This window comes from Lysinibacillus parviboronicapiens, assembly GCF_003049575.1.
Lineage (GTDB): Bacteria > Bacillota > Bacilli > Bacillales_A > Planococcaceae > Lysinibacillus > Lysinibacillus parviboronicapiens.
Window position 1 is genome coordinate 63,269 of sequence record NZ_PYWI01000002.1, and the last position, 19,750, is coordinate 83,018.

At 37.1% G+C, this 19,750-nt stretch carries 14 protein-coding genes; 7 read left to right on the forward strand and 7 right to left on the reverse strand.

Features of this window, described 5'->3' with window-relative positions:
• Positions 1-240: 240 nt before the first annotated feature.
• From C9J35_RS02765 to C9J35_RS02780, 4 genes are all read right to left on the reverse strand, one after another.
• Positions 241-1,287, reverse strand: coding sequence for a DctP family TRAP transporter solute-binding subunit (locus tag C9J35_RS02765; RefSeq protein ID WP_107923344.1), 1,047 nt, complete (start codon positions 1,285-1,287; stop codon positions 241-243).
• Between the two features lie 58 nt (positions 1,288-1,345).
• Complete coding sequence (locus tag C9J35_RS02770; RefSeq protein WP_054767239.1) at positions 1,346-2,389, reverse strand: DctP family TRAP transporter solute-binding subunit; 1,044 nt, start codon at positions 2,387-2,389, stop codon at positions 1,346-1,348.
• Between the two features lie 343 nt (positions 2,390-2,732).
• On the reverse strand, positions 2,733-3,401 hold the full coding sequence (locus tag C9J35_RS02775; protein WP_107923345.1) for a response regulator: 669 nt from the start codon (positions 3,399-3,401) through the stop codon (positions 2,733-2,735).
• Positions 3,394-4,884: an ATP-binding protein gene (locus C9J35_RS02780; RefSeq protein WP_107923546.1), complete on the reverse strand. Its 1,491-nt coding sequence runs from the start codon at positions 4,882-4,884 to the stop codon at positions 3,394-3,396. Before C9J35_RS02780 ends, C9J35_RS02775 begins: the two co-directional genes overlap by 8 nt.
• A 950-nt stretch (positions 4,885-5,834) precedes the next feature.
• Here C9J35_RS02780 and C9J35_RS02785 point away from each other — a divergent pair.
• Both C9J35_RS02785 and C9J35_RS02790 read left to right on the forward strand, forming a co-directional pair.
• Positions 5,835-7,106, forward strand: a complete 1,272-nt coding sequence (locus tag C9J35_RS02785) for an L-lactate MFS transporter (RefSeq protein WP_107923346.1) — start codon at positions 5,835-5,837, stop codon at positions 7,104-7,106.
• A gap of 426 nt (positions 7,107-7,532) precedes the next feature.
• On the forward strand, positions 7,533-8,225 hold the full coding sequence (locus tag C9J35_RS02790; RefSeq protein ID WP_107923347.1) for an AIM24 family protein: 693 nt from the start codon (positions 7,533-7,535) through the stop codon (positions 8,223-8,225).
• A gap of 394 nt (positions 8,226-8,619) precedes the next feature.
• Here the strand turns inward: C9J35_RS02790 and C9J35_RS02795 are convergent, their stop codons facing one another.
• A complete protein-coding gene (locus tag C9J35_RS02795; RefSeq protein WP_107923348.1) occupies positions 8,620-9,870 on the reverse strand; it encodes a BaiN/RdsA family NAD(P)/FAD-dependent oxidoreductase in 1,251 nt (416 codons plus the stop codon).
• A 318-nt stretch (positions 9,871-10,188) separates the two neighbouring features.
• On the opposite strand from C9J35_RS02795, the gene asnB reads away from it, so the two are divergent.
• The 4 genes from asnB (at position 10,189) to C9J35_RS02815 (ending at position 16,273) form a co-directional block, all read left to right on the forward strand.
• A complete protein-coding gene (gene asnB, locus C9J35_RS02800) occupies positions 10,189-12,036 on the forward strand; it encodes an asparagine synthase (glutamine-hydrolyzing) (RefSeq protein WP_107923349.1) in 1,848 nt (615 codons plus the stop codon).
• Between the two features lie 226 nt (positions 12,037-12,262).
• On the forward strand, positions 12,263-13,876 hold the full coding sequence (locus C9J35_RS02805; RefSeq protein ID WP_107923350.1) for a putative polysaccharide biosynthesis protein: 1,614 nt from the start codon (positions 12,263-12,265) through the stop codon (positions 13,874-13,876).
• Positions 13,877-13,884: 8 nt separating this feature from the next.
• Positions 13,885-14,598 (forward strand): pseudouridine synthase, encoded by a 714-nt coding sequence (locus tag C9J35_RS02810; RefSeq protein WP_054767240.1) that lies wholly within the window; start codon positions 13,885-13,887, stop codon positions 14,596-14,598.
• A 169-nt stretch (positions 14,599-14,767) separates the two neighbouring features.
• The gene (locus C9J35_RS02815; protein ID WP_107923351.1) at positions 14,768-16,273 is read left to right on the forward strand and encodes a GGDEF domain-containing protein; all 1,506 of its coding nucleotides are present in this window, start codon (positions 14,768-14,770) and stop codon (positions 16,271-16,273) included.
• A 174-nt stretch (positions 16,274-16,447) separates the two neighbouring features.
• Here the strand turns inward: C9J35_RS02815 and C9J35_RS02820 are convergent, their stop codons facing one another.
• Together C9J35_RS02820 and C9J35_RS02825 are read right to left on the reverse strand one after the other, a co-directional pair.
• Positions 16,448-17,623: an MDR family MFS transporter gene (locus C9J35_RS02820; RefSeq protein ID WP_107923352.1), complete on the reverse strand. Its 1,176-nt coding sequence runs from the start codon at positions 17,621-17,623 to the stop codon at positions 16,448-16,450.
• Positions 17,624-17,763: 140 nt separating this feature from the next.
• On the reverse strand, positions 17,764-17,985 hold the full coding sequence (locus tag C9J35_RS02825) for a DeoR family transcriptional regulator (protein ID WP_010860244.1): 222 nt from the start codon (positions 17,983-17,985) through the stop codon (positions 17,764-17,766).
• Between the two features lie 354 nt (positions 17,986-18,339).
• On the opposite strand from C9J35_RS02825, the gene pepV reads away from it, so the two are divergent.
• The gene (gene pepV, locus C9J35_RS02830) at positions 18,340-19,746 is read left to right on the forward strand and encodes a dipeptidase PepV (RefSeq protein WP_107923353.1); all 1,407 of its coding nucleotides are present in this window, start codon (positions 18,340-18,342) and stop codon (positions 19,744-19,746) included.
• The last annotated feature ends 4 nt before the right edge of the window (positions 19,747-19,750 follow it).

A 19,750-nucleotide genomic window follows, 5' to 3' on the forward strand; every position in this document is an offset into this window, starting at 1 on the left:
CCTCCTTAAGATTGTCCATTTGATTTTTATCATTCAATAACAAAAGTACAAAACTGCAGTTAATATCGACATTTGTACTTACGGGCCGGTAACTTCCTTACTTCCTACAGATGTTGCTCCGATTAACACAATGTTTTAGCTGGAAATTTTATCACCCGCTAGTATGGAGTAAGTGTAAGCGATTTACCTATTAGAAAAAGAGTGAGTGTCGATACCATATCGACACTCAAATTTGAAGAACTATTTTAAATCACGAATACCGTTGATTAATTCTTCCGTAATAACTTCACCGAATTCTTTATAAACTGGCTCAAGTTCAGCCTTGATTTTCTCTTTTTGTTCCGGTGTTAACTCAATAACTTCAATGCCAGAGTTTTTAATGTTTTCATATGATTTTGCGTTTTCTTCAGAAGCTAAATCCCAAGCTAAAGTTGTTGCTTCCGTTAAAGAATCTTCAACTGCCGTTAGTAAGTCAGTAGGAATTTTATCCCAAAATGACTTATTTACAAAAATCGCATAGTCAAGACGACCATGTTCAGATACTGAGAAGTATTTTTGTACTTCTTGATATTTTTGTGTATCGAAGTTGTTAAATGTATTTTCTTGTCCATCTACAGTTCCTTGTTGTAACGCAGCATACGTTTCACCGAATGCGATTGTTGCTGAGCCGGCATGTAAAGCCTTGAATTGTGCCTCTAGCACTTTACCAGCCTGAGCACGGAATTTTAGCCCTTTAAAGTCTGCAACATTAACAAGTGGGTGTTTGTTATTTGAGAAATGTTTGAAACCATTTTCCCAGAAAACTAAACCTTTAATATCGTTATTTGCTAATTGATCGGATTCAAGAATTGTTTTGGCAACATCAGATTCAAAGAATTTACGTGCATGCGCTTCGTTTTCAAAAAGATAAGGCATGTCCACATATTGCCAACGTGGATCGATTTTCACCATTTTTGTAACTGACGGTGCAATCATATGTACGTTTCCAGATACTAACGCATCTAGCTCATCGTTATCGCCATATAATTGAGATGAAGGGTAAACTTCCACTTTCACTTTACCATCTGTTTTCTCTGTTACTAATTTAGCAAAAGCATCCGCAGCTTTCCCCTTAACGCTGTCTATGGATGTTACGTGAGAGAATTTAATGACAAGCGGTTTATCTTTTGTATAGCCTCCATCTCCTTCAGCTGCTGGAGCAGAAGTTGTTTCTTTTTTGTCACCACCACAAGCAGCAAGCGCTAGTACAAGCACAGCCATTAGTGACATGAAAATCCATTTTTTCATTGCAAAATCCCCCTAAAAAGTTTTAATTATAGTTAAAAGGACAACCTTTAAACTCAAGTTAATGATGTGATTGATTTTTAGGTAGTGCGTTAATATATTTGCTGTCATACTTTCCTGCATAGTAGTCATAAACAGGTTCAAAAGCTGACGCCCATTTTTGCACGTCCTGATTAGATAAGTAGTGAATATTAATGCATTCACAAGCTTCCATTTCTTGCAGACGTTCATCACTAAGATTCTTTGCAAGTTGCCACTCCCATTGTTGTACTTCTTCTAGCGTGTCAATGAGCAGTGTTTGTACAACCTTTGGTAAGGAGTCCCAAAACTCGTTATTCATAAGTAGTAAATAACCTAAGTAACCGTGATTACTAACCGTTAAGTAGTCCTGTAAAGAGTGGAGATTTTTACTAGTGATATTCGTGAATGTGTTTTCCTGACCATCTACATTGCCTTTTTGCAGCTGATTAAAAACAGTATTAAAATCAATTCTCTTTGGATAAGCATCAACACTGGAAAATTGCTCTGCTAAAATATCACTTGGCATAATACGCATCCGTAAATCTTTTAAGTCGCTAATATGTTCGATGGGCCGGATACTATTGCTTAGCTGCTTAAATCCGCTATCCCAAACTCCGACAGATAATAGATTATGTACGTTTAATTTCTTCATTAAAGATTGACCAACGTCACTATCTACATAGCTATGAACTTCATCAGCATTTTTAAATGCATAGGGTAAATCCATAACTGACCACTCAGGAACAAGTGTTGTAATTTTCGATATCGCCGGTGCAATCATTTGAATATCTCCACGTAAAAGTGCATTTAATTCTTCGCCATCCTTATAGAGAACCCCATTTGGAAACACTTGTATTTCTACATGACCATTACTTCGTTCTTTAATGAGCTCGGCAAACTTGATAGCTGCCATTCCTTTTGGCGTATTTTCACCAACTACATGTGAAAATCGAATAACAATTTGTTCTTCATGACTTAACTGCTCATTATCAGCAGGATAATCACGTTGTTGACATGAAACTAACAGCATTATTATTAAAATGAAAACGCTGACAAAACGTATTATAATACGCCTACTCCACATATAATTCACCCCTAATCTATTTAAGATGTGAACGTTCTTCATTGTAGTATATCTATTCAAATAAACAATATTATGGTATTAATGGACATTTTGGTATTTATGGTATACAACAATTTACTATTTTAAAAAACTGTTATAACACAGTTGGCCTAGCTATTAGTTAGCCCTTATGAACTTTTTGCTGTAAAAAAGTAAAGAATCTGCGACATTTCTTTGGGAAAAAGCAGGGAAGACCTCGTGACGCTGGAGCGCCTACTGAGGCTTGTAGCTTATCCGTGGAAACGAACAGATTCTTGTTATTTCTATTGCTAATGCTTGAAGGACATTTGGTCACCTAGACAAATTATTTAATAGAATAGTATTTTGTTGGTCTACCTACTGAACCATATTTTAATTCAATATTCACAGTACCCTTTGTGGCTAAAAAGTCTAAGTATTTACGAACTGTTACTCTGGCCATTCCGACATTTTGAGCAAGTTGTTCAGAAGTAATCGAAGCTCTATGTGCCATTAGATAATCTAAAATTTGTTGCATAGTAATATTGTTTAAGCCTTTTGGTAATTCAAAAGATGCCTGCTGAATGCCAAGCCATTTATCGATATCCTCTTGATTTACAGCGTTTGTTTTTAGTAACTTTTTTGTTGAATTTTTATATTGTTGCAAAGCCTTTTCAAAGCGTTCAAAACGAAAAGGTTTGATGAGGTAATCGATTGCACCAAGCCGGAGAGATTCTTGTACCGTTGGTGAGTCTCTAGCTGCTGTAATCATAATAATATCTGATGGAATACGCTCTGCACGAAGCTTTAGAAATAATTCCATGCCTGTCATATCTGGTAAAAACATATCGAGTAATATCAGATTTGGTTTTTTTGAAATAATTTTTTCATAAGCATCACGTCCATTGACTGATTCACCTACAAGCTGAAAACCATTTATTTTATTCAGAAATCCTTTATTCACTTCAAGCACCATTGGATCATCTTCTACGATAAAAACTGAAAGATTACTCATTTTCTTCAGCCACCCCCACTATAATAGTAATTACTGTACCAATATGGGCAGTAGATTCGACTTGAATCGTTCCTTTGTTAGATTCCACAATTTGTTTAACAAGTGCAAGTCCAATACCATGCCCTTCTTTTTTCTTCGTACTAAAGCCGTAATCAAAAATACGTTGTGGCAAACCTTCAATGCCTTTCCCACTGTCCTGTACTTCTATATATAAATGGTGCTTATCACCGATTATCGTTATATGAACATCCTTATGAGTACTTTCGAGACAGGCCTCCATTGCATTGTCCAAGAGATTACCAATGATTGTTACCATATCGCCACTTGAAAAGCCGCTCATAAAATCAACAAGGTTAGAATCCTCATCAATTGTTAACTCTACACTGAGTTCTTTAGACCTCGAATATTTGCCAAGCAATAAACCTTGAATGGAATAGTCATGAATTTTATCATGTAAGCTACGAATGATTTCCTCTTCATCTGTTATTTCATCAATAATGAGACTTAAAGCATCTTCATTACGTTCGAGCTGAATTAGTCCAGCAATACTATGGAGTCGATTCATGTATTCATGCTGCTGTGCACGTAAAGAATCAACGAGGATTTTAATGCCAGTTAACTCTTCGGCTAACATATTAGCTTCTTTTCGATCTGTGAGCATAATGAGATAGCCTGCATTTTGCTCCAAAATACGAATCGGAAATGTGCGTACCAAATACATTTGTTCATACATCAGAAGAGGGCGATATACTTCGTGCTGCTGAATAACATCCTCTGCAAGCCAAGTATCTTTAAATAGTGTTTTTCTGGAAACTTTTTGACTGAAAAAATGTGTGTACTGCCTTGCTAATCTGTTAATAAACGTGACATTTCCACTTTCGTCAGTTGCTAATATCCCAATATCCATTGCTTGAATAATGCCGGAGCGTTCTTCCACAAGCCGAGCGATTTCATAAGGTTCTAAGTTAAATGTTTGGCGTTTTAAATGATTGGCTACCCAAACAGAACCCCCTAATCCTATAGCTAAACCCCAAAAAAGAGAGACTAAAATATCAAGTTGATATTCATCTAGCAGGTTATACCATTTTGGAGCAAGTAGGCCAACTGTAATGACACCAACTTGTTTTGTGCCTTCTTCATTCATAATCGGTACGAACGCACGAATGGAGTAACCCAGTACGCCGCGCGCCTTTGATATGTATTCATGCTGCGAAAAGGCTTCTATTTCGTCCCCACCTTCAAATACTGTACCGAGCTTACTCTCAGACGGATGTGAGTAACGAATTCGATTCATATCGATGATAACAATATAATCGACATCAGTTGTTAAGCGAATACGTTCAGCAATCGGCTGAATGATTTCAAAACCTTCACGTTTCCCCACATTATTTTGAACCTCTGTTAGTTGTGAGACGGTTCTCGCGATAGCGATTGCACGTGCACCAAATTCTTTTTCAAAAGCACCAGCAAGATTATGAATCATAATTGCCCCACTGGTGGCAATCGAAGAGATGACTATAATGAACGAAAAGATAAACATCTTTAGGCGTAATGAAATATTTTTCATGGGGAATGTAAAAGGAAAAGCAAGATAGCCTTCCTTCTATTAAATTCAACACCTCTTTTCCTCTTTACTTGTTATTGGAGTTAAACTAGGAACTTCATTCTATTATAAATTACCATAAATGAATAGCTTGTTGTAATACAATATCGGCTATTTTGTACTTATTTCACTTGTGTACTATAACAATTGTTACTTTAATAGTCTTATTGGAAAGGTTTATAGATATCGGTATATTATGTTTTATTTACAAGGAATTAACAAACATTGCATGTTAGAAAAATATATATTTGAATAATAAAAAATAATATGCATTTTAGTAAGAAGGGTAAAATATACAAAAAGTTATTTTTATATTTTTACTATTTCATACATTAAAAGGAATTATTTAATGTTTATAAGCTTTTATCGAATCTTTTTGCGCAAAGAAATTTTGCTTATTAAAGTTTTTAAATTTCTCTTTCATTCTCAAAATTTCTGGATGATGAATAATGACAGCTTTCTTTAAAAAGGAGATTTTATATATATCACTGCTAAAAGGAAATAATAGAGCATGAAAAGAATGGCAGTGATATGTGAAAATATGCACAAATTTAATTATGTCAAAATAATTTATATATATTTGGATAATAGAGTAGAAAAATAATATTAGCTAAAAAATGTTGTGGAATTCGTTCTATAAACGGCTTTTTACTTAGGCGCTGTAAGGATTGAGGGATGAAAAATATATAGATTTTTTCAAAAAACTTTTTGGAGAAATAATATTTTTTAGAAAAACATCTTGCATTTGAATAATTCTAAGTGGTAAATTGTTTTACATGGAAGTTCATAAAATCTTCACAGGTAGCAAAAGAGGGGAGAAATGAGAATTTATGAATAAAAATAGATGGTTAATTGCATTATCTGCAATCGCTATTCACCTTTCGATCGGTGGAGCTTATGCATACAGTGTATACAAGCTACCAATCGTCACAGAAATGGGATGGAGCGAAACGAAAGTAACAGTTGCCTTTACCATTATGATGGGGCTTGCTGGTTTTTCAGCAGCGTTATTTGGTAGCTTAGTAGAAAAAATGGGTCCACGTAAATCAGCTATGGTAGCAGCAGTGTTATTTGGAGCAGGACAAGCTGGAGCAGGTGTCGCTATTTCAATGGATTCTGTAACATTGTACTGGTTAACATATGGTTTACTTAGTGGATTAGGTATGGGTATTGGTTATATTGCGCCTGTATCAACATTAGTAAAATGGTTCCCAGACCGTCGTGGTCTAGCAACAGGTATGGCTGTGTTAGGGTTTGGATCAGGTGCACTTATTACAGCACCAGTCGCAGCAAACTTAATGGAAGCAGTTGGCATTTCGACAACTTACTTTATTTTAGGAGCAAGTTACTTCACGTTAATGATTTTAGGGGCTTTATATATCGCACCACCGAAACCTGGTTATATGCCTGCCAACATGAAAGCAGCAGTTGAAAAGGGCAAAGGTGTCGTGAAACAAGATTTAGCTGTCATGACAGCACGAGAAGCAGTGAAAACGAAGCATTTCTGGATGCTATGGTCAATGCATTTAGTGAATGTAACTGCAGGTATTATGATGATTTCTGTTGCATCTCCGATGGCACAGGAAATTGTTGGTTTATCAGTTGCGGGTGCCGCAGCAATGGTAGGCGTTATGGGGTTATTTAATGGTGGCGGCCGTTTAATTTGGGCTGCTGTGTCTGACTATATTGGTCGTTCGAATGTCTTTGTTATTTTCTTTACAGCACAATTAATTACATTTATTGTGTTACCACATACGACAAACGTTATTATTTTCCAAGCACTTATTTTCTTAGTTGTTAGTTGTTATGGTGGTGGCTTCTCTAACTTACCAGCATTCGCAAGTGATTTGTTTGGTACGAAACAACTGGGGGTTATACACGGTTACTTATTAACAACATGGTCATTAGGTGGGATCTTTGGTCCACTTCTAGTGAGCACAATTAAAAATGCGTATGGAAGTTACATTCCAGTATTCTATGTATTTGCAGGTTTAATTGCAATTTCATTCATTATTTCACTTACTTTACGTGCAGATGTACGCAAACGTACAGCCTTAAAAGCTGCATCACAAAATGTTGGAGACGTCTCCGCTACACAATAATTAATACTTTCAATTCGCATTTGAACGTATAGACCGTATTAGTGTCATTTCGCACATGACGCTGATGCGGTTTTTTTTTGTAGCGGTTGTTATACAACACTTGATTAATCTTCGTCTAACATATAACAGTGACTGTTTGATGTCAACAACATTATGGAAAATAAAGTGATTTCGTTACTAAAAGAGAAATTTTGCTACGATATTATTGTGAACGTAGCAATACAGAGAAAAGTAATGGGAAAGCATAAGGTGTTGACATAAAAGGGGTCCATTCATTGCCTACTCTAAGAAGTAAATATCCATCCAGATACGTTTGAAGCAAAGGTATGCCGAGGCTTAGCAATTATCTTGGCTGACTGATGCCTTAAAGGTTGAATCTTTTCAACAGGTTGAACGTATATAGAGTAATAAAGGAGGGGTAATGATATGAGCAAATTTTCATTAAACGACTTTGTTAACAAAACGCAACAAGATGACAATGTCAACGATTATTTTGAGTTAGAAACAGAACGTGTATTAGAAGTTAATTTAGATGGTGAAGTTTGGTCGAAGATGGGGGCAATGATCTCTTACATAGGAGATATTAAGTTTGAGCGTGAGCGTGTTATGGAGCACGGGCTCGGCAAAATGTTTAAAAAGGCCTTAACAGGCGAAGGCACGCAATTGATGAAAGCAAAAGGCCGTGGTCGTCTGTATTTAGCCGATCAAGGTAAAAAAGTTACAATCTTTGATTTGCAAAACGAAAGCATTTGTGTAAATGGTAATGATTTACTTGCGTTTGAGCCGAGTATCGAATGGGATATTCATTTGATGCGTAAAATGGCAGGAATAATGTCAGGTGGATTATTTAATGTAACATTACAAGGAAGAGGGAAAGTAGCGATTACAACCCATTTCGAACCACTAACCCTATTAGTGAAACCGGGTGAAACAGTGTATACTGACCCACATGCTACAGTAGCATGGTCCGGCAATTTAACACCTGAATTTAAAACAGATATTAGCTTCCGGACGTTTATCGGGCGTGGAAGTGGTGAATCCATTCAAATGGCATTCTCTGGCGAAGGCTTTGTCATTATTCAACCATTTGAAGAAGTCTATACTACGGGTGAAAGTTAACTGAATGTGTCCGTATTTTAGACAAAAGACATCGAGAAGTTCACTCTCGATGTCTTTTGTCATTTTTTATGTTTAGAAACCAGTAATATGACATACTTGTTTCGAACGAAGTATGGTGACTCCTGCGGGAAAAGCGGGAAGTCGAGAATCTGGACTAAGCGAAGCGAGGGTAGCAGCTCGGCCTCGCTTCGCTTAGTCCGCCCGTAAAGGAAATCAACGGGTTTAATCTAAAGTTATTGTAAAATAAAAAATACTGTAGATATGCCCAATGTTTTTTTTGAGTTTGTCGATAGTCTAAAGCGTTTCCGTAAATCTGGACACGCTTTTATTTAAATGAGTGTTATCTAGCAATGCCGGTTATTCAGTTGCTTGTTCAGTAGTAAATTACGTGACATTATAATGCTGCGTTCATGCCTGCTATACGTCCCGTAACTAGAGCAGATGTAATATTATAGCCACCTGTATAGCCGTGAATATCTAGAATTTCTCCGCAGAAGAATAACCCTGTTTTTTTCTTAGAGGCCATTGTTTTCGATTCAATTTCTTTCACGGATACGCCACCACCAGTAACAAATGCTTTTTCTAGTGATTGTGTGCCGCTAACTGTCATGGTGAAGTTGACGAGAAGTCGTGCCAAGTTACGCATTTTTTCTTGCGATAGTTCAATACCAGTCAATTGTACATCGATATCGGCATGCGCACATAAAAATAGTAACCAACGTTCAGGGGCAAGCCCTTTCCAAACATTTTTCACTGATTTTTTTGGATCTTCTTTCACAAGCTTGTTTAAATATTGCAGACAGGTTTCCTCATTATCATCAACAAGTGTTTGAATACGCATTGTAACAGGCTCATAGCCTGTTTTCATAAGTTCCTTAACGACAAATTGGCTACAACGTAAGACTGCCGGTCCACTTAGTCCAAAATGTGTAAAGAGCATGTCCATTTGATGGGTAACGAGCGTTTTGCCTTTTTTATTGAGCACTGAAACGGCAACATCGCGTAAAGCTAGTCCCTGGAGTTCACGATTTTGAATAAAATCTTCCTTCGATAAGACGGGCACTTCTGTTGGGAATAAAGTTGTCACCGTGTGCCCTGCACGCTCGGCCCATGGGTAGCCATCTCCAGTCGACCCTGTTTGAGGCACTGCTTTACCACCAACTGCCACGACGACCGATTTACAGCGTATTTCAGTGCCTTCTACTAGGCGGACACCAAGTATTTTTTCATCGTCCATCAGTAGTTTGCTGACAGGTGTGTTTAGACGCACCTCAATGTGTAGACGTTGCATTCTTCGAATAAGGGCATCCACCACATCTTGTGCGCGATTAGAGACAGGGAACATACGCCCATGATCCTCTTCTTTTAATGCAACACCTAGCTCTTCAAAAAAGGCAATTATATCTTCATTATTATAAACAGTGAATGGACTATATAAAAAACGACCATTTCCAGGAATATGTTTAACGATTTCTTCTATTGGGAGTCGGTTCGTGACATTACAACGGCCACCGCCAGAAATGGCCAATTTTTTGCCGAGCTTTGTTCCTTTTTCAAGTAGTAATACTTTCTTTTTACGCTCTCCAGCGGCAATGGCAGCCATTAAACCAGAAGGCCCACCACCAATTACGATAACATCATACATATATGTGAACTCACTTTCTTTTCATTTTAGGAATCTTTCCTATTATACATGAAGTCTATATAGAGGGTGGCTTATTTCCATTGTAAATTAAACGAAAGTGTTTTATAATCTTTTATCTTGTACTAACGTGTGTAAAGTTATTCTAAATGAATACGAAAAAATAAGCGCCCGTAAGTACCCGATTGGTTTAACGAATAATCGGTGGAGAAATCCCCAGCGATTAAAATTTCACTTTATCGGCAATGACAGCATGAAATGAACGCTTTTTCGTGCTATGATGATAGAGGTTATGCACTAAATTATGAGGTGAAAAAATAGATGTGCGGATTTATAGGATATATTAATGGAACAAATGTGATTGATCATCACCAAACAATTGAAAATATGATGAATACTATTATTCACCGTGGTCCAGATAGCGGTGGTATTCATAGTGACGATAAAGTAACGTTGGGCTTCCGTCGTTTAAGCATTATCGACTTATCAGATGTGGCAAATCAGCCACTATATAGTGCGGATGGCAATATCGTACTAGTATTTAATGGGGAAATTTTTAACTTCCAAGATCTTCGTGCAGATCTTATTTCAAAAGGTTACACGTTTAAAACACAATCTGATAGTGAAGTAATTATTTACGGATATGTTGAGTATGGCGTTGACTTTGTAAAACAACTTCGCGGTATGTTCGCATTCTGTATTTGGGATAAAAAGAATGATTTGCAATTCATCGCTCGTGATGGCTTTGGTATTAAACCATTGTACTATTCAGAAAACACGACGGATGGCACATTTATTTTCGGATCAGAGATAAAATCGTTTTTACCACACCCAGCATTCAAGAAGGAATTAAATAAAAATGCCTTACGCCCTTATTTAACATTCCAGTATTCTTCAATGGATGAAACATTCTTTAAAGGTGTGTACAAGTTACCACCTGCACACTATATGCTTATTAAAAATGGTCAAAAGCAAATTGTGCAATATTGGGATAAAAAATTCCATGCAAAAGACGCGCCGATTGAAAAATATGTAGAAGACATTCGCACAACCGTGAAAGAATCTGTAGAAGCGCATCAAATTAGCGATGTGAAAGTTGGTTCTTTCCTATCAGGTGGGATTGACTCTAGTTATATTACAGCATTACTACGTCCAGATAAGTCTTTTTCTGTTGGATTTTCTGATTATGAAGATATGTTCAATGAAACAAACTTAGCAAAAGATTTATCGGATACATTAAACATTCAAAACGAACGTAAGTATATTTCTGCGGATGAATGTTTTGCAGCATTGCCGAAAATCCAATGGCATATGGACGAACCACAATCAAACCCATCTTCTGTACCGCTTTACTTCCTATCCGAACTAGCAGCGAAGGACGTAACAGTTGTACTTTCAGGCGAAGGTGCAGATGAGATTTTTGGTGGTTACTCTTGGTACCAAAATTCAGGCAGAATGCAACAGTACGAAAAAGTTCCTTTTGGGATTCGTAAAGCGTTACGTGGTGTGGCAGAGATGCTACCGAAAAACCAGTATACACATTTCCTTGTAAAAGGTGGTCAATCGGTGGAGGAGCGCTTCATTGGGGAAGCGGTCGTTTGGGATGAGGATGATGCATTAAACGTCTTAAAATCTGATTACAAAAATGGCCCATCTGTCCAAACTATTACAAAACGAATTTATGACGAAGTACCAGGTGACGATGATGTTACAAAAATGCAGTATTTAGATTTAAATCTTTGGATGCCTGGGGATATTTTATTAAAGGCTGATAAAATGAGTATGGCGCATTCCATTGAATTACGTGTACCATTTTTAGATAAAGAAGTTATGGAATTGGCGAAAAATATTCCATCCAGATATCGAGTAAATGATATAGATACGAAATATGTTCTTCGACAAGCAGCGCATCAGGAACTACCTGAGGAATGGGCAAAACGTCCAAAGCTTGGATTCCCAGTACCAATACGTCACTGGTTACGTGAGGAAAAATACTACAATATGGTGAAAGACATGTTTACTACTGACTTTGCCAATGAATTTTTCGATACTAAGCAATTAGTTGGTTATTTAGATGAGCACTACGAGGGGAAAGCTAATCGTGGTCGTTATATCTGGACAGCTTATGTATTCTTAGTGTGGTATAAACAATTTTTCGTGGATATGTAAAATAGAAGTAGCTGTTCAAAAAGTCGGCATGATTTTTTGAACCGCTATTTTTTTAGCAAATAAGGCTATCTGCTTAAGATAGTGCCTTGTGAAAATATTTCGATGTATTTATGCGTCTGTTTTCCTATAAATATGTTAAGATAACAGGTGGTTTATTTATTTTGTCTTGGAAAATATATTTATAGTTCACAAAAAAGTTTGATTTTACAATGAATGGATGGATAAGATGTCCAATTTAATGAAAGGTACCGCGATATTAACAATGGGGATGTTTTTATCAAAGGTTCTCGGATTAATTTATATTTTTCCGTTTTATGCGATTGTTGGTGAGGAAAACATCGCGCTGTATCAATATGCATACATTCCCTACTCGATCATGCTGGCTGTAGCCATCTCGGGTGCGCCTATCGCTGTATCCAAGTTTGTTTCTAAATACAATGCAATGGGTGATTATCAATCAGGTCGTAAGCTCATGAAGTCGGGCATACTTATAATGCTGATAACAGGTTTTGTTTCATTTATTGCACTCTTTTTACTGGCGACGCCTATTGCGGGGCTTGTTATAAAAAGTGACGAACAGGCATTTTCAGTCGAGCAAATTGCATCTGTCATTCGCTGGGTCAGCTTTGCGCTAATTGTTGTACCGTTCATGAGTTTATGGCGTGGCTTCTTTCAAGGTTATGACAAAATGCAACCGACGGCAGTGTCACAATTAGTGGAGCAAATTGTTCGAATTGTCGTATTATTAGGTGGTTCGTTCTTAGTTGTAGTTGTTTTTAATGGAAAACCGCAAACTGCGATTTCCTTTGCAGTATTTGCAGCATTTATTGGGGCAATCGGTGGCTTAATCGTGCTGTATTATTACTGGAAAAAATATCAGCCGGAATTTAATATGCTGCGCAGTCAAAGTGTAACTTCTACGCAACTCCCGATGACGGATATTTATAAAGAAGTGATTACGTATTCGATTCCAATGGTATTTGTTGGAGTAGCTAACCCATTATTTCAGCTCGTTGATATGTTAACTTTTAATGGAGCAATGGCTTCAATTGGCTTAGCAGAAGTGACAGACAAATACTTATCTATGATTAACTTTACAACGCATAAGGTTGTCATTATTCCCGTTATGCTTGCCACTGGTTTTTCTATGGCTTTAGTGCCAACGATTACAAAATACTTTACACAGGGTGAGTATTTATCGTTACGCCATGCGATGGATAAAACATATCAATTATTAATCTTCATTACATTACCAGCAGTTGTTGGTATCTCATTATTAGCAAATGAAATTTACTTTATGCTTTATTCGGAAAGTGAAATGGGGGCAAATATTTTAGCTCACTATGCTCCTGTTGCTATTTTGTTTGCGTTGTTCCAAGTAACTGCAGCCCTTTTACAAGGGATCAACTTTCAAAAGTGGATTGTCTTCAGTTTACTTTCAGGTATTTTTGTAAAGCTCGCACTCAACATTCCACTGATTCGTTGGCTGGAGGCGGATGGTGCAATCCTGGCAACAGCAATTGGTTATAGTGCATCTATTGTTATCAATATTTTAGTACTTAAGAAAACGCTTAACTATAAATCAGAAATGGTAGTACGTCGTGTGCTACTAATTTCTCTTTTAACAGTGGCGATGGCGGTAAGTGTCTTAATCGTTCATAAACTTTTAGAGCTTATAATGGGACCTGTTGACGGAAAATTCTCAGCGTTAGTTTATTCTGTAATTTGTGCTACAGTGGGTATTTCTGTTTATGGTTTTTTATCGTTACGAATTGGCTTAGCACAAAAACTTCTTGGTGAACGATTGACACGTATTACAAGCAAACTGGGCTTAAAATAGGAGGAACTATGCGTTTAGATAAGTTACTGGCAAATATGGGCTACGGCTCACGTAAGGAAGTGAAGCAGCTCCTGAAGCAAAAGGCTGTGTCAGTAGATGGCACGTATGTAAAGGATGCGGCAATGCATGTTGATCCAGAAAAGCAGGACGTTTCTGTTTTTGGTGAACGTGTTCTATACACAGAGTTTGTTTACTATATGATGAATAAGCCGCCAGGGGTTATTTCTGCGACGGAAGATTTACGTGATGAAACAGTGATTGATTTATTAGAGCCATTACATCAACATTTTCAACCATTTCCAGTTGGTCGTTTAGACAAAGATACGGAAGGTTTATTATTGCTGACAAATGACGGTGTTTTAGCTCATAATTTATTATCTCCTAAAAAACATGTACCAAAGGTCTATTATGCACTTATAGAAGGTATTGTCACAGAGTCTGATGGTGAGGCATTCGCACGGGGAGTGGAGCTAGACGATGGCTATATAACAAAACCTGGCGAGCTCGTTATTTTAAAGTCAGCTCAACAATCAGAAATAGAGTTAACGATTCAAGAAGGCAAATTCCATCAGGTGAAACGTATGTTTGAAGCGGTTGGTAAACGTGTCACATACTTAAAACGCCTGTCAATGGGCAGCTTAAAGTTAGATGACAGCCTAGAATTAGGTGCATATCGTGAGCTAACTATTGAAGAATTAGCTTCCTTACAAAATGCAGATTAAACAAATCCTCGGTGCTATTCATATATAGTATCGGGGAATTTTTATATACATATTTATCCCAAAAACTGTATAATATGATATATCAATAAAAGGTTTTTATGTAATCTAGGGTAAGATACAAGTTCAACGTTCAGAAAAAATGATAGGAAAATGACTAGAGGGTAAGTGAATGAATAAACTGCGTTTAAAATTATTACTGTCTTTAATTGCCTTTGCACTAATACTTGTTGTCGTTATTTCTTACGTCAACAGGGAGATTCTAGTGGCAGATATTGAACAACAGCAAGCCATTAATCGAACGTTAATTGAAAATCATATTCTTACTGATATGCAATCCGTAGATAATGCACATTTGTATTTTGACAATAATATCTCTGATAAGATGGAACAAGAGTTGCAAGCATTAGCTATATATTATGAAAAAAATCCAAACATCGCTACATGGGATTTACAGCAAATGAAAAAACAACATGGCATGGATATATACATATTAGATCAAACCAATACCGTCATTTACACGACATTTAAACAAGATAAAGGATTGGATTTTTTGACTTGTTGTAAGCGCTTTTCTGCTTTATTGGACGAACGAAGAGAGAGTGGAGAATTTTACACAGATGGTATTGATGTTTCCACGACAACAGGGGAATATCGCAAATTTAGCTACTTAGCAACGCCTGACAAAAAATATTTACTAGAATTAGGCATTCAATTAAATGAGTTCCCCGTATATCGAACATTCAATTTTGAAAAAACAGCACACTATTTAGTAGAAAAATATAATGATTTATTGGAAGTACAAACAATTAATGCCGGAGGTGTTTTTTTTGATTACTCACAATCTGCACGATTTACTGTGGAAAATCAATCGACAACATTTCAGCAACATTTTAAGCTTGCTAAACAAACGATGAAGCCGACTGAATACCAAATAAAGTTAGAGAATGGTTATATTGAGACTTATCGTTTTTTACCATATGAAGCTGAGACAGAGCGAGGAGAATCAACAAGAAGGGTAGTCTATGTGAAATATGATAACCGTACGGAATTAGTGGCGCTAGCGAAAAATACGAAGCAGTTTTGGCTACTACTTATGATCGCGTTAATTACCTCCTTTATCTTACTATTGGTTATTAATCGTTTGCTGTCAAAAACCATTCAATTAGCAACTTATGATCCACTAACGAGTGTGTATAATCGTGCCACCTATATTAGCAAGATGGACAGCATATTGAAAAAAAGAAAAACGAATAAACCAGGTTTGCTACTAATTGATTTAGATAATTTTAAGCAAGTGAATGATCAATTCGGCCATGCAGAAGGTGATAGGATACTTATTGAAACAGCAAAAATTTTAAATCAAGAGGTAAAAAGTAAAGGTTTCGTTGTAAGGTTTGGTGGTGATGAGTTTGCCATTGTGTTATACGATACGAAAGAAAATCAATTGGAACAATTAGCAAATTCTATTTTGGAGAAAATTCGGCAAATCAAATTCGAAGATGTTAAAATGCAAAGTTGGTCTGTTCTGTCAGTTAGTATGGGGGGAGCCACTTGTGAAGAAATGAATGAATCTGAAATAAGCTTATTCGAAAGGGCAGATAAAGCACTATATCAATCAAAGAAAGCAGGGAAAGACCAATACTCAAAATATAACGAAGTCGCTGTAGGGCAATAATAATCCTACATGACAGACAAAGTGTCAGCAGATTTATCAATGTTGGTATTAGCATGTTAACGCAACTTACTGATGTATGATTTATAAAAAATTCGCTTAATCCGGTCGGCAGTGAGCCAAGTAAAATCTCACAGTATGCCCGCGGATTGTGAGCGAATTTTTTTGCATTAATATTTATAAGGTAGATTGCCCAGATTTCGCTTTGTAAAACAAAGAACCACATAGAACAAGGATAGCAATCACAATATACATAGCATCTAGATAATGAGTGAGTAGCCAACCACCAATAATCGGGCCTATAAAACCACCTAAATTTTTAAATTGTGAAGCGCCTAAATAAGTTGCCTTTTGTGTATCGGGGGCAATTTCGTCAATCATGACATTCATTGTAGGGAATGCAAAAATTTCACCGATTGTAAATAATATCATCGCTACTATAAAGAGTGGATAAGTATTTGATAGGCCAAACAGTATAAGACCTACTGCAAAGAACAAGATACCTACAAGCAGTGTTGCTCTCGATGAAAAACGCTCTGACAGGATACTAATTGGTAATTGAAGTAATAAGACCACCGCTGCATTCAATGAAATAAGTAAGGAATAGAGTTTAGCACCATCCTCAATTTTTAGTTCGATTAGTTGAGGAAGCGTTGAATCAAATTGAGAGTAACCAATATTTATTAATATCGCACCAGCAATGAAGCTCAGCAGCACACGATTTGTTAAGAGAATCGTGAAGGTTTGTAGGATTTTTGTTGGTGTTGTTGCTTTTTGTTGCTGCATTTCATAGCGATTTAACACGAAAAATAAAAATATGGCATAAATGATGTACATGGCACCTGTCAGTATAAACGGGATGCTAGGACTAGATAGTTGCGCGATATATACTCCAATAATTGGACCAATTACTGCGGCAATATTGATAGCGGTATAGCGCAACGAAAATAATCTTTTTCGTTTGTCTGCCGGTGTGAAGTCAATCATCAGTGCTTGTGTTGAAGGCTCGAAAAATGAACGACATAGACCATTCAAAGCGTTTAATACGACAAAGAGCCAAATGGTATGAGCAGTTGCAAAGCCGAAGAAAACGATGCTCCATACGAGAATCGTAAGCAAGATAACACTTTTTCTACCGAAACGATCTGTCAAATAACCGCCGAAGAATCCCCCTACAGTGGAAATTAACGGAGCAATTCCGATTGTCAGACCAATCTGTAAGGGTGTTGCGTTAATTTCATTATGTAGATAAATAGCTAAAAAAGGCATCGCCATAAAGCTTGCAATGCGCGTAAAAACAGTCCCACCTAAAATAATCCAAACAAGTGGGTGAAACAGCTTTGAAAGTTTCATACAAAATCCTCCTCTCAACATGTAGAATGTTACGAGTGTAACGGATTGTAAAGATACTGTAAATAGCAAAAAAAGAATGACCCCGACGAAAGGTCATTCTTTTTCTCATACAAAAATGCTTTACGCTTTAGGCGTAAAAACTAAGACGTCATTTTTACTTTTTTACTCGTCGTTGTCCATTTGCCTCGACTTGGACTCATCACCAAATCGTTAAAGGCTAACACGTTCAAATCTCTTTGAACGGTGCGAGGAGTGATGCTAAACTCTTCGACTAAATCCTGTGTAGACACGGTTCCTTTGTCTAAAATAAACATGTACACGTCTTTAATACGATTAAGCATTCGATCAGTAGTTGGTTTCATAAATGAACCACTCCTTCATCTTAATTCTCTTGGCAAAGACTAGCGGACGACAATATGTGCGGAGTGCACTTAGGCTCTTAAGTTGCTGCCTTAGACATCCCCTTTTCTAATTTTTATGTTCAGAACGATTATTCTGATAACTCCATTATATAAAAAAACTAGCTGTTTTTCTAGTGAATACGATTGAAATTTACAAATCATACACAAAGTTTATACTGTATTTTGTGGGAATTAGTGCAATAGATGCTATATGTGGTAGTGTAAGATAAATATATAAAGGATCATTAGCCAATTGATTGTAATTTTTGGTGTAAAGAGTAGAATAATCTTATTATATTGGAGGAGGTGCATGTCATGGATTGGTTAAAGGCTGCAAAAGAAAGACAAGATGAGTTAGTACAAGAGCTACAGAAGCTTGTGCAAATTAATAGTGTACTGGATGAAACGACAATAACGACCGAAGTACCTTTTGGTGAAGGTCCGCTAAATGCACTTGAATGGTTATTAGCAAAAGGTCAATCTGAAGGTCTAGAAACAAAAAATGTTGATAATTATGCTGGACATATACAAATGGGTCAGGGTGAGGATTTACTCGGTATCTTATGTCATGTAGATGTTGTGCCAGTTGGCGATGAAGCGAACTGGACATACCCACCTTTTAGTGGAACGGTTGTGGATGGTAAGCTATTTGCTCGTGGTGCAATTGACGATAAAGGTCCAACAATCGCAGCTTGGATGGCAATGAAGCTAGTAAAAGATGCAGGCGTTCAACTAAACAAACGTATACGTATGATTATTGGGACGGATGAAGAGACAGGCTTCCGCTGTGTCGACCACTATTTTAAACAAGAGGAAATGCCAACAATCGGTTTTGCACCGGATGCAGATTTCCCGCTCATTAATGCAGAAAAGGGCATTGCAGAGCTTGGGTTCTCTCAAAATAAAATGGGGGATGCAACAAAAGAGCAACTACTACTATTTAATGCTGGGAAGCGCCCAAATATGGTACCAGATTATGCAGAAGCGACAATTCACTTAGTTTCTTCACAATTGGAACAGAATTTTCAAACATTTTTAAGTAAAAATCAGCTAGAAGGCTCTTTATTAATGGATGGTTCTCGCTATATAATAACTATCAAAGGGAAAGCAGCTCATGCAATGGAACCTGAAAAAGGCGTCAATGCGGCTGTTTATCTTGCAGCATTTTTACAACAAGAGCTGACAACAGAGGTAAGTAAGCAATTTGTTGACTTTGTGACCAATGTATTTCATCATGACCATTATGGCCACGCCCTTGCCTTACAGTTTGAGGACGATATGTCCGGTAAAATGACATTAAATCCAGGTATAGTAAGCTATGATGTGACCAAAGGTAGCAACATGGTCATCAGTATGCGCTACTCTGTAACGTATCCATTTGATGAAAAAATGACAGAAGCTCAACGCTTAGCTGCCGAACAAGGGTTTTCACTGGATATTCAGGATGACTCAAAACCTCATTTTGTGAGTGAAGATGATCCATTAATTCAAGCGTTAGCAGGTGTCTATCGACGACATACTAATGATTATGAAACCCCACTACTATCTACTGGTGGCGGCACGTATGCGCGAGTAATGAAAAAAGGCGTGGCATTCGGTATGCTATTCCCTGGCGAGCCAGATGTAGCGCATCGTGCGGATGAATACGTTATTGTAGAAAACTTAGTGAAAGCTGCAGCTATCTATGCAGAAGCAATTGTTGAACTTGCAGGGCAAAAATAACTGA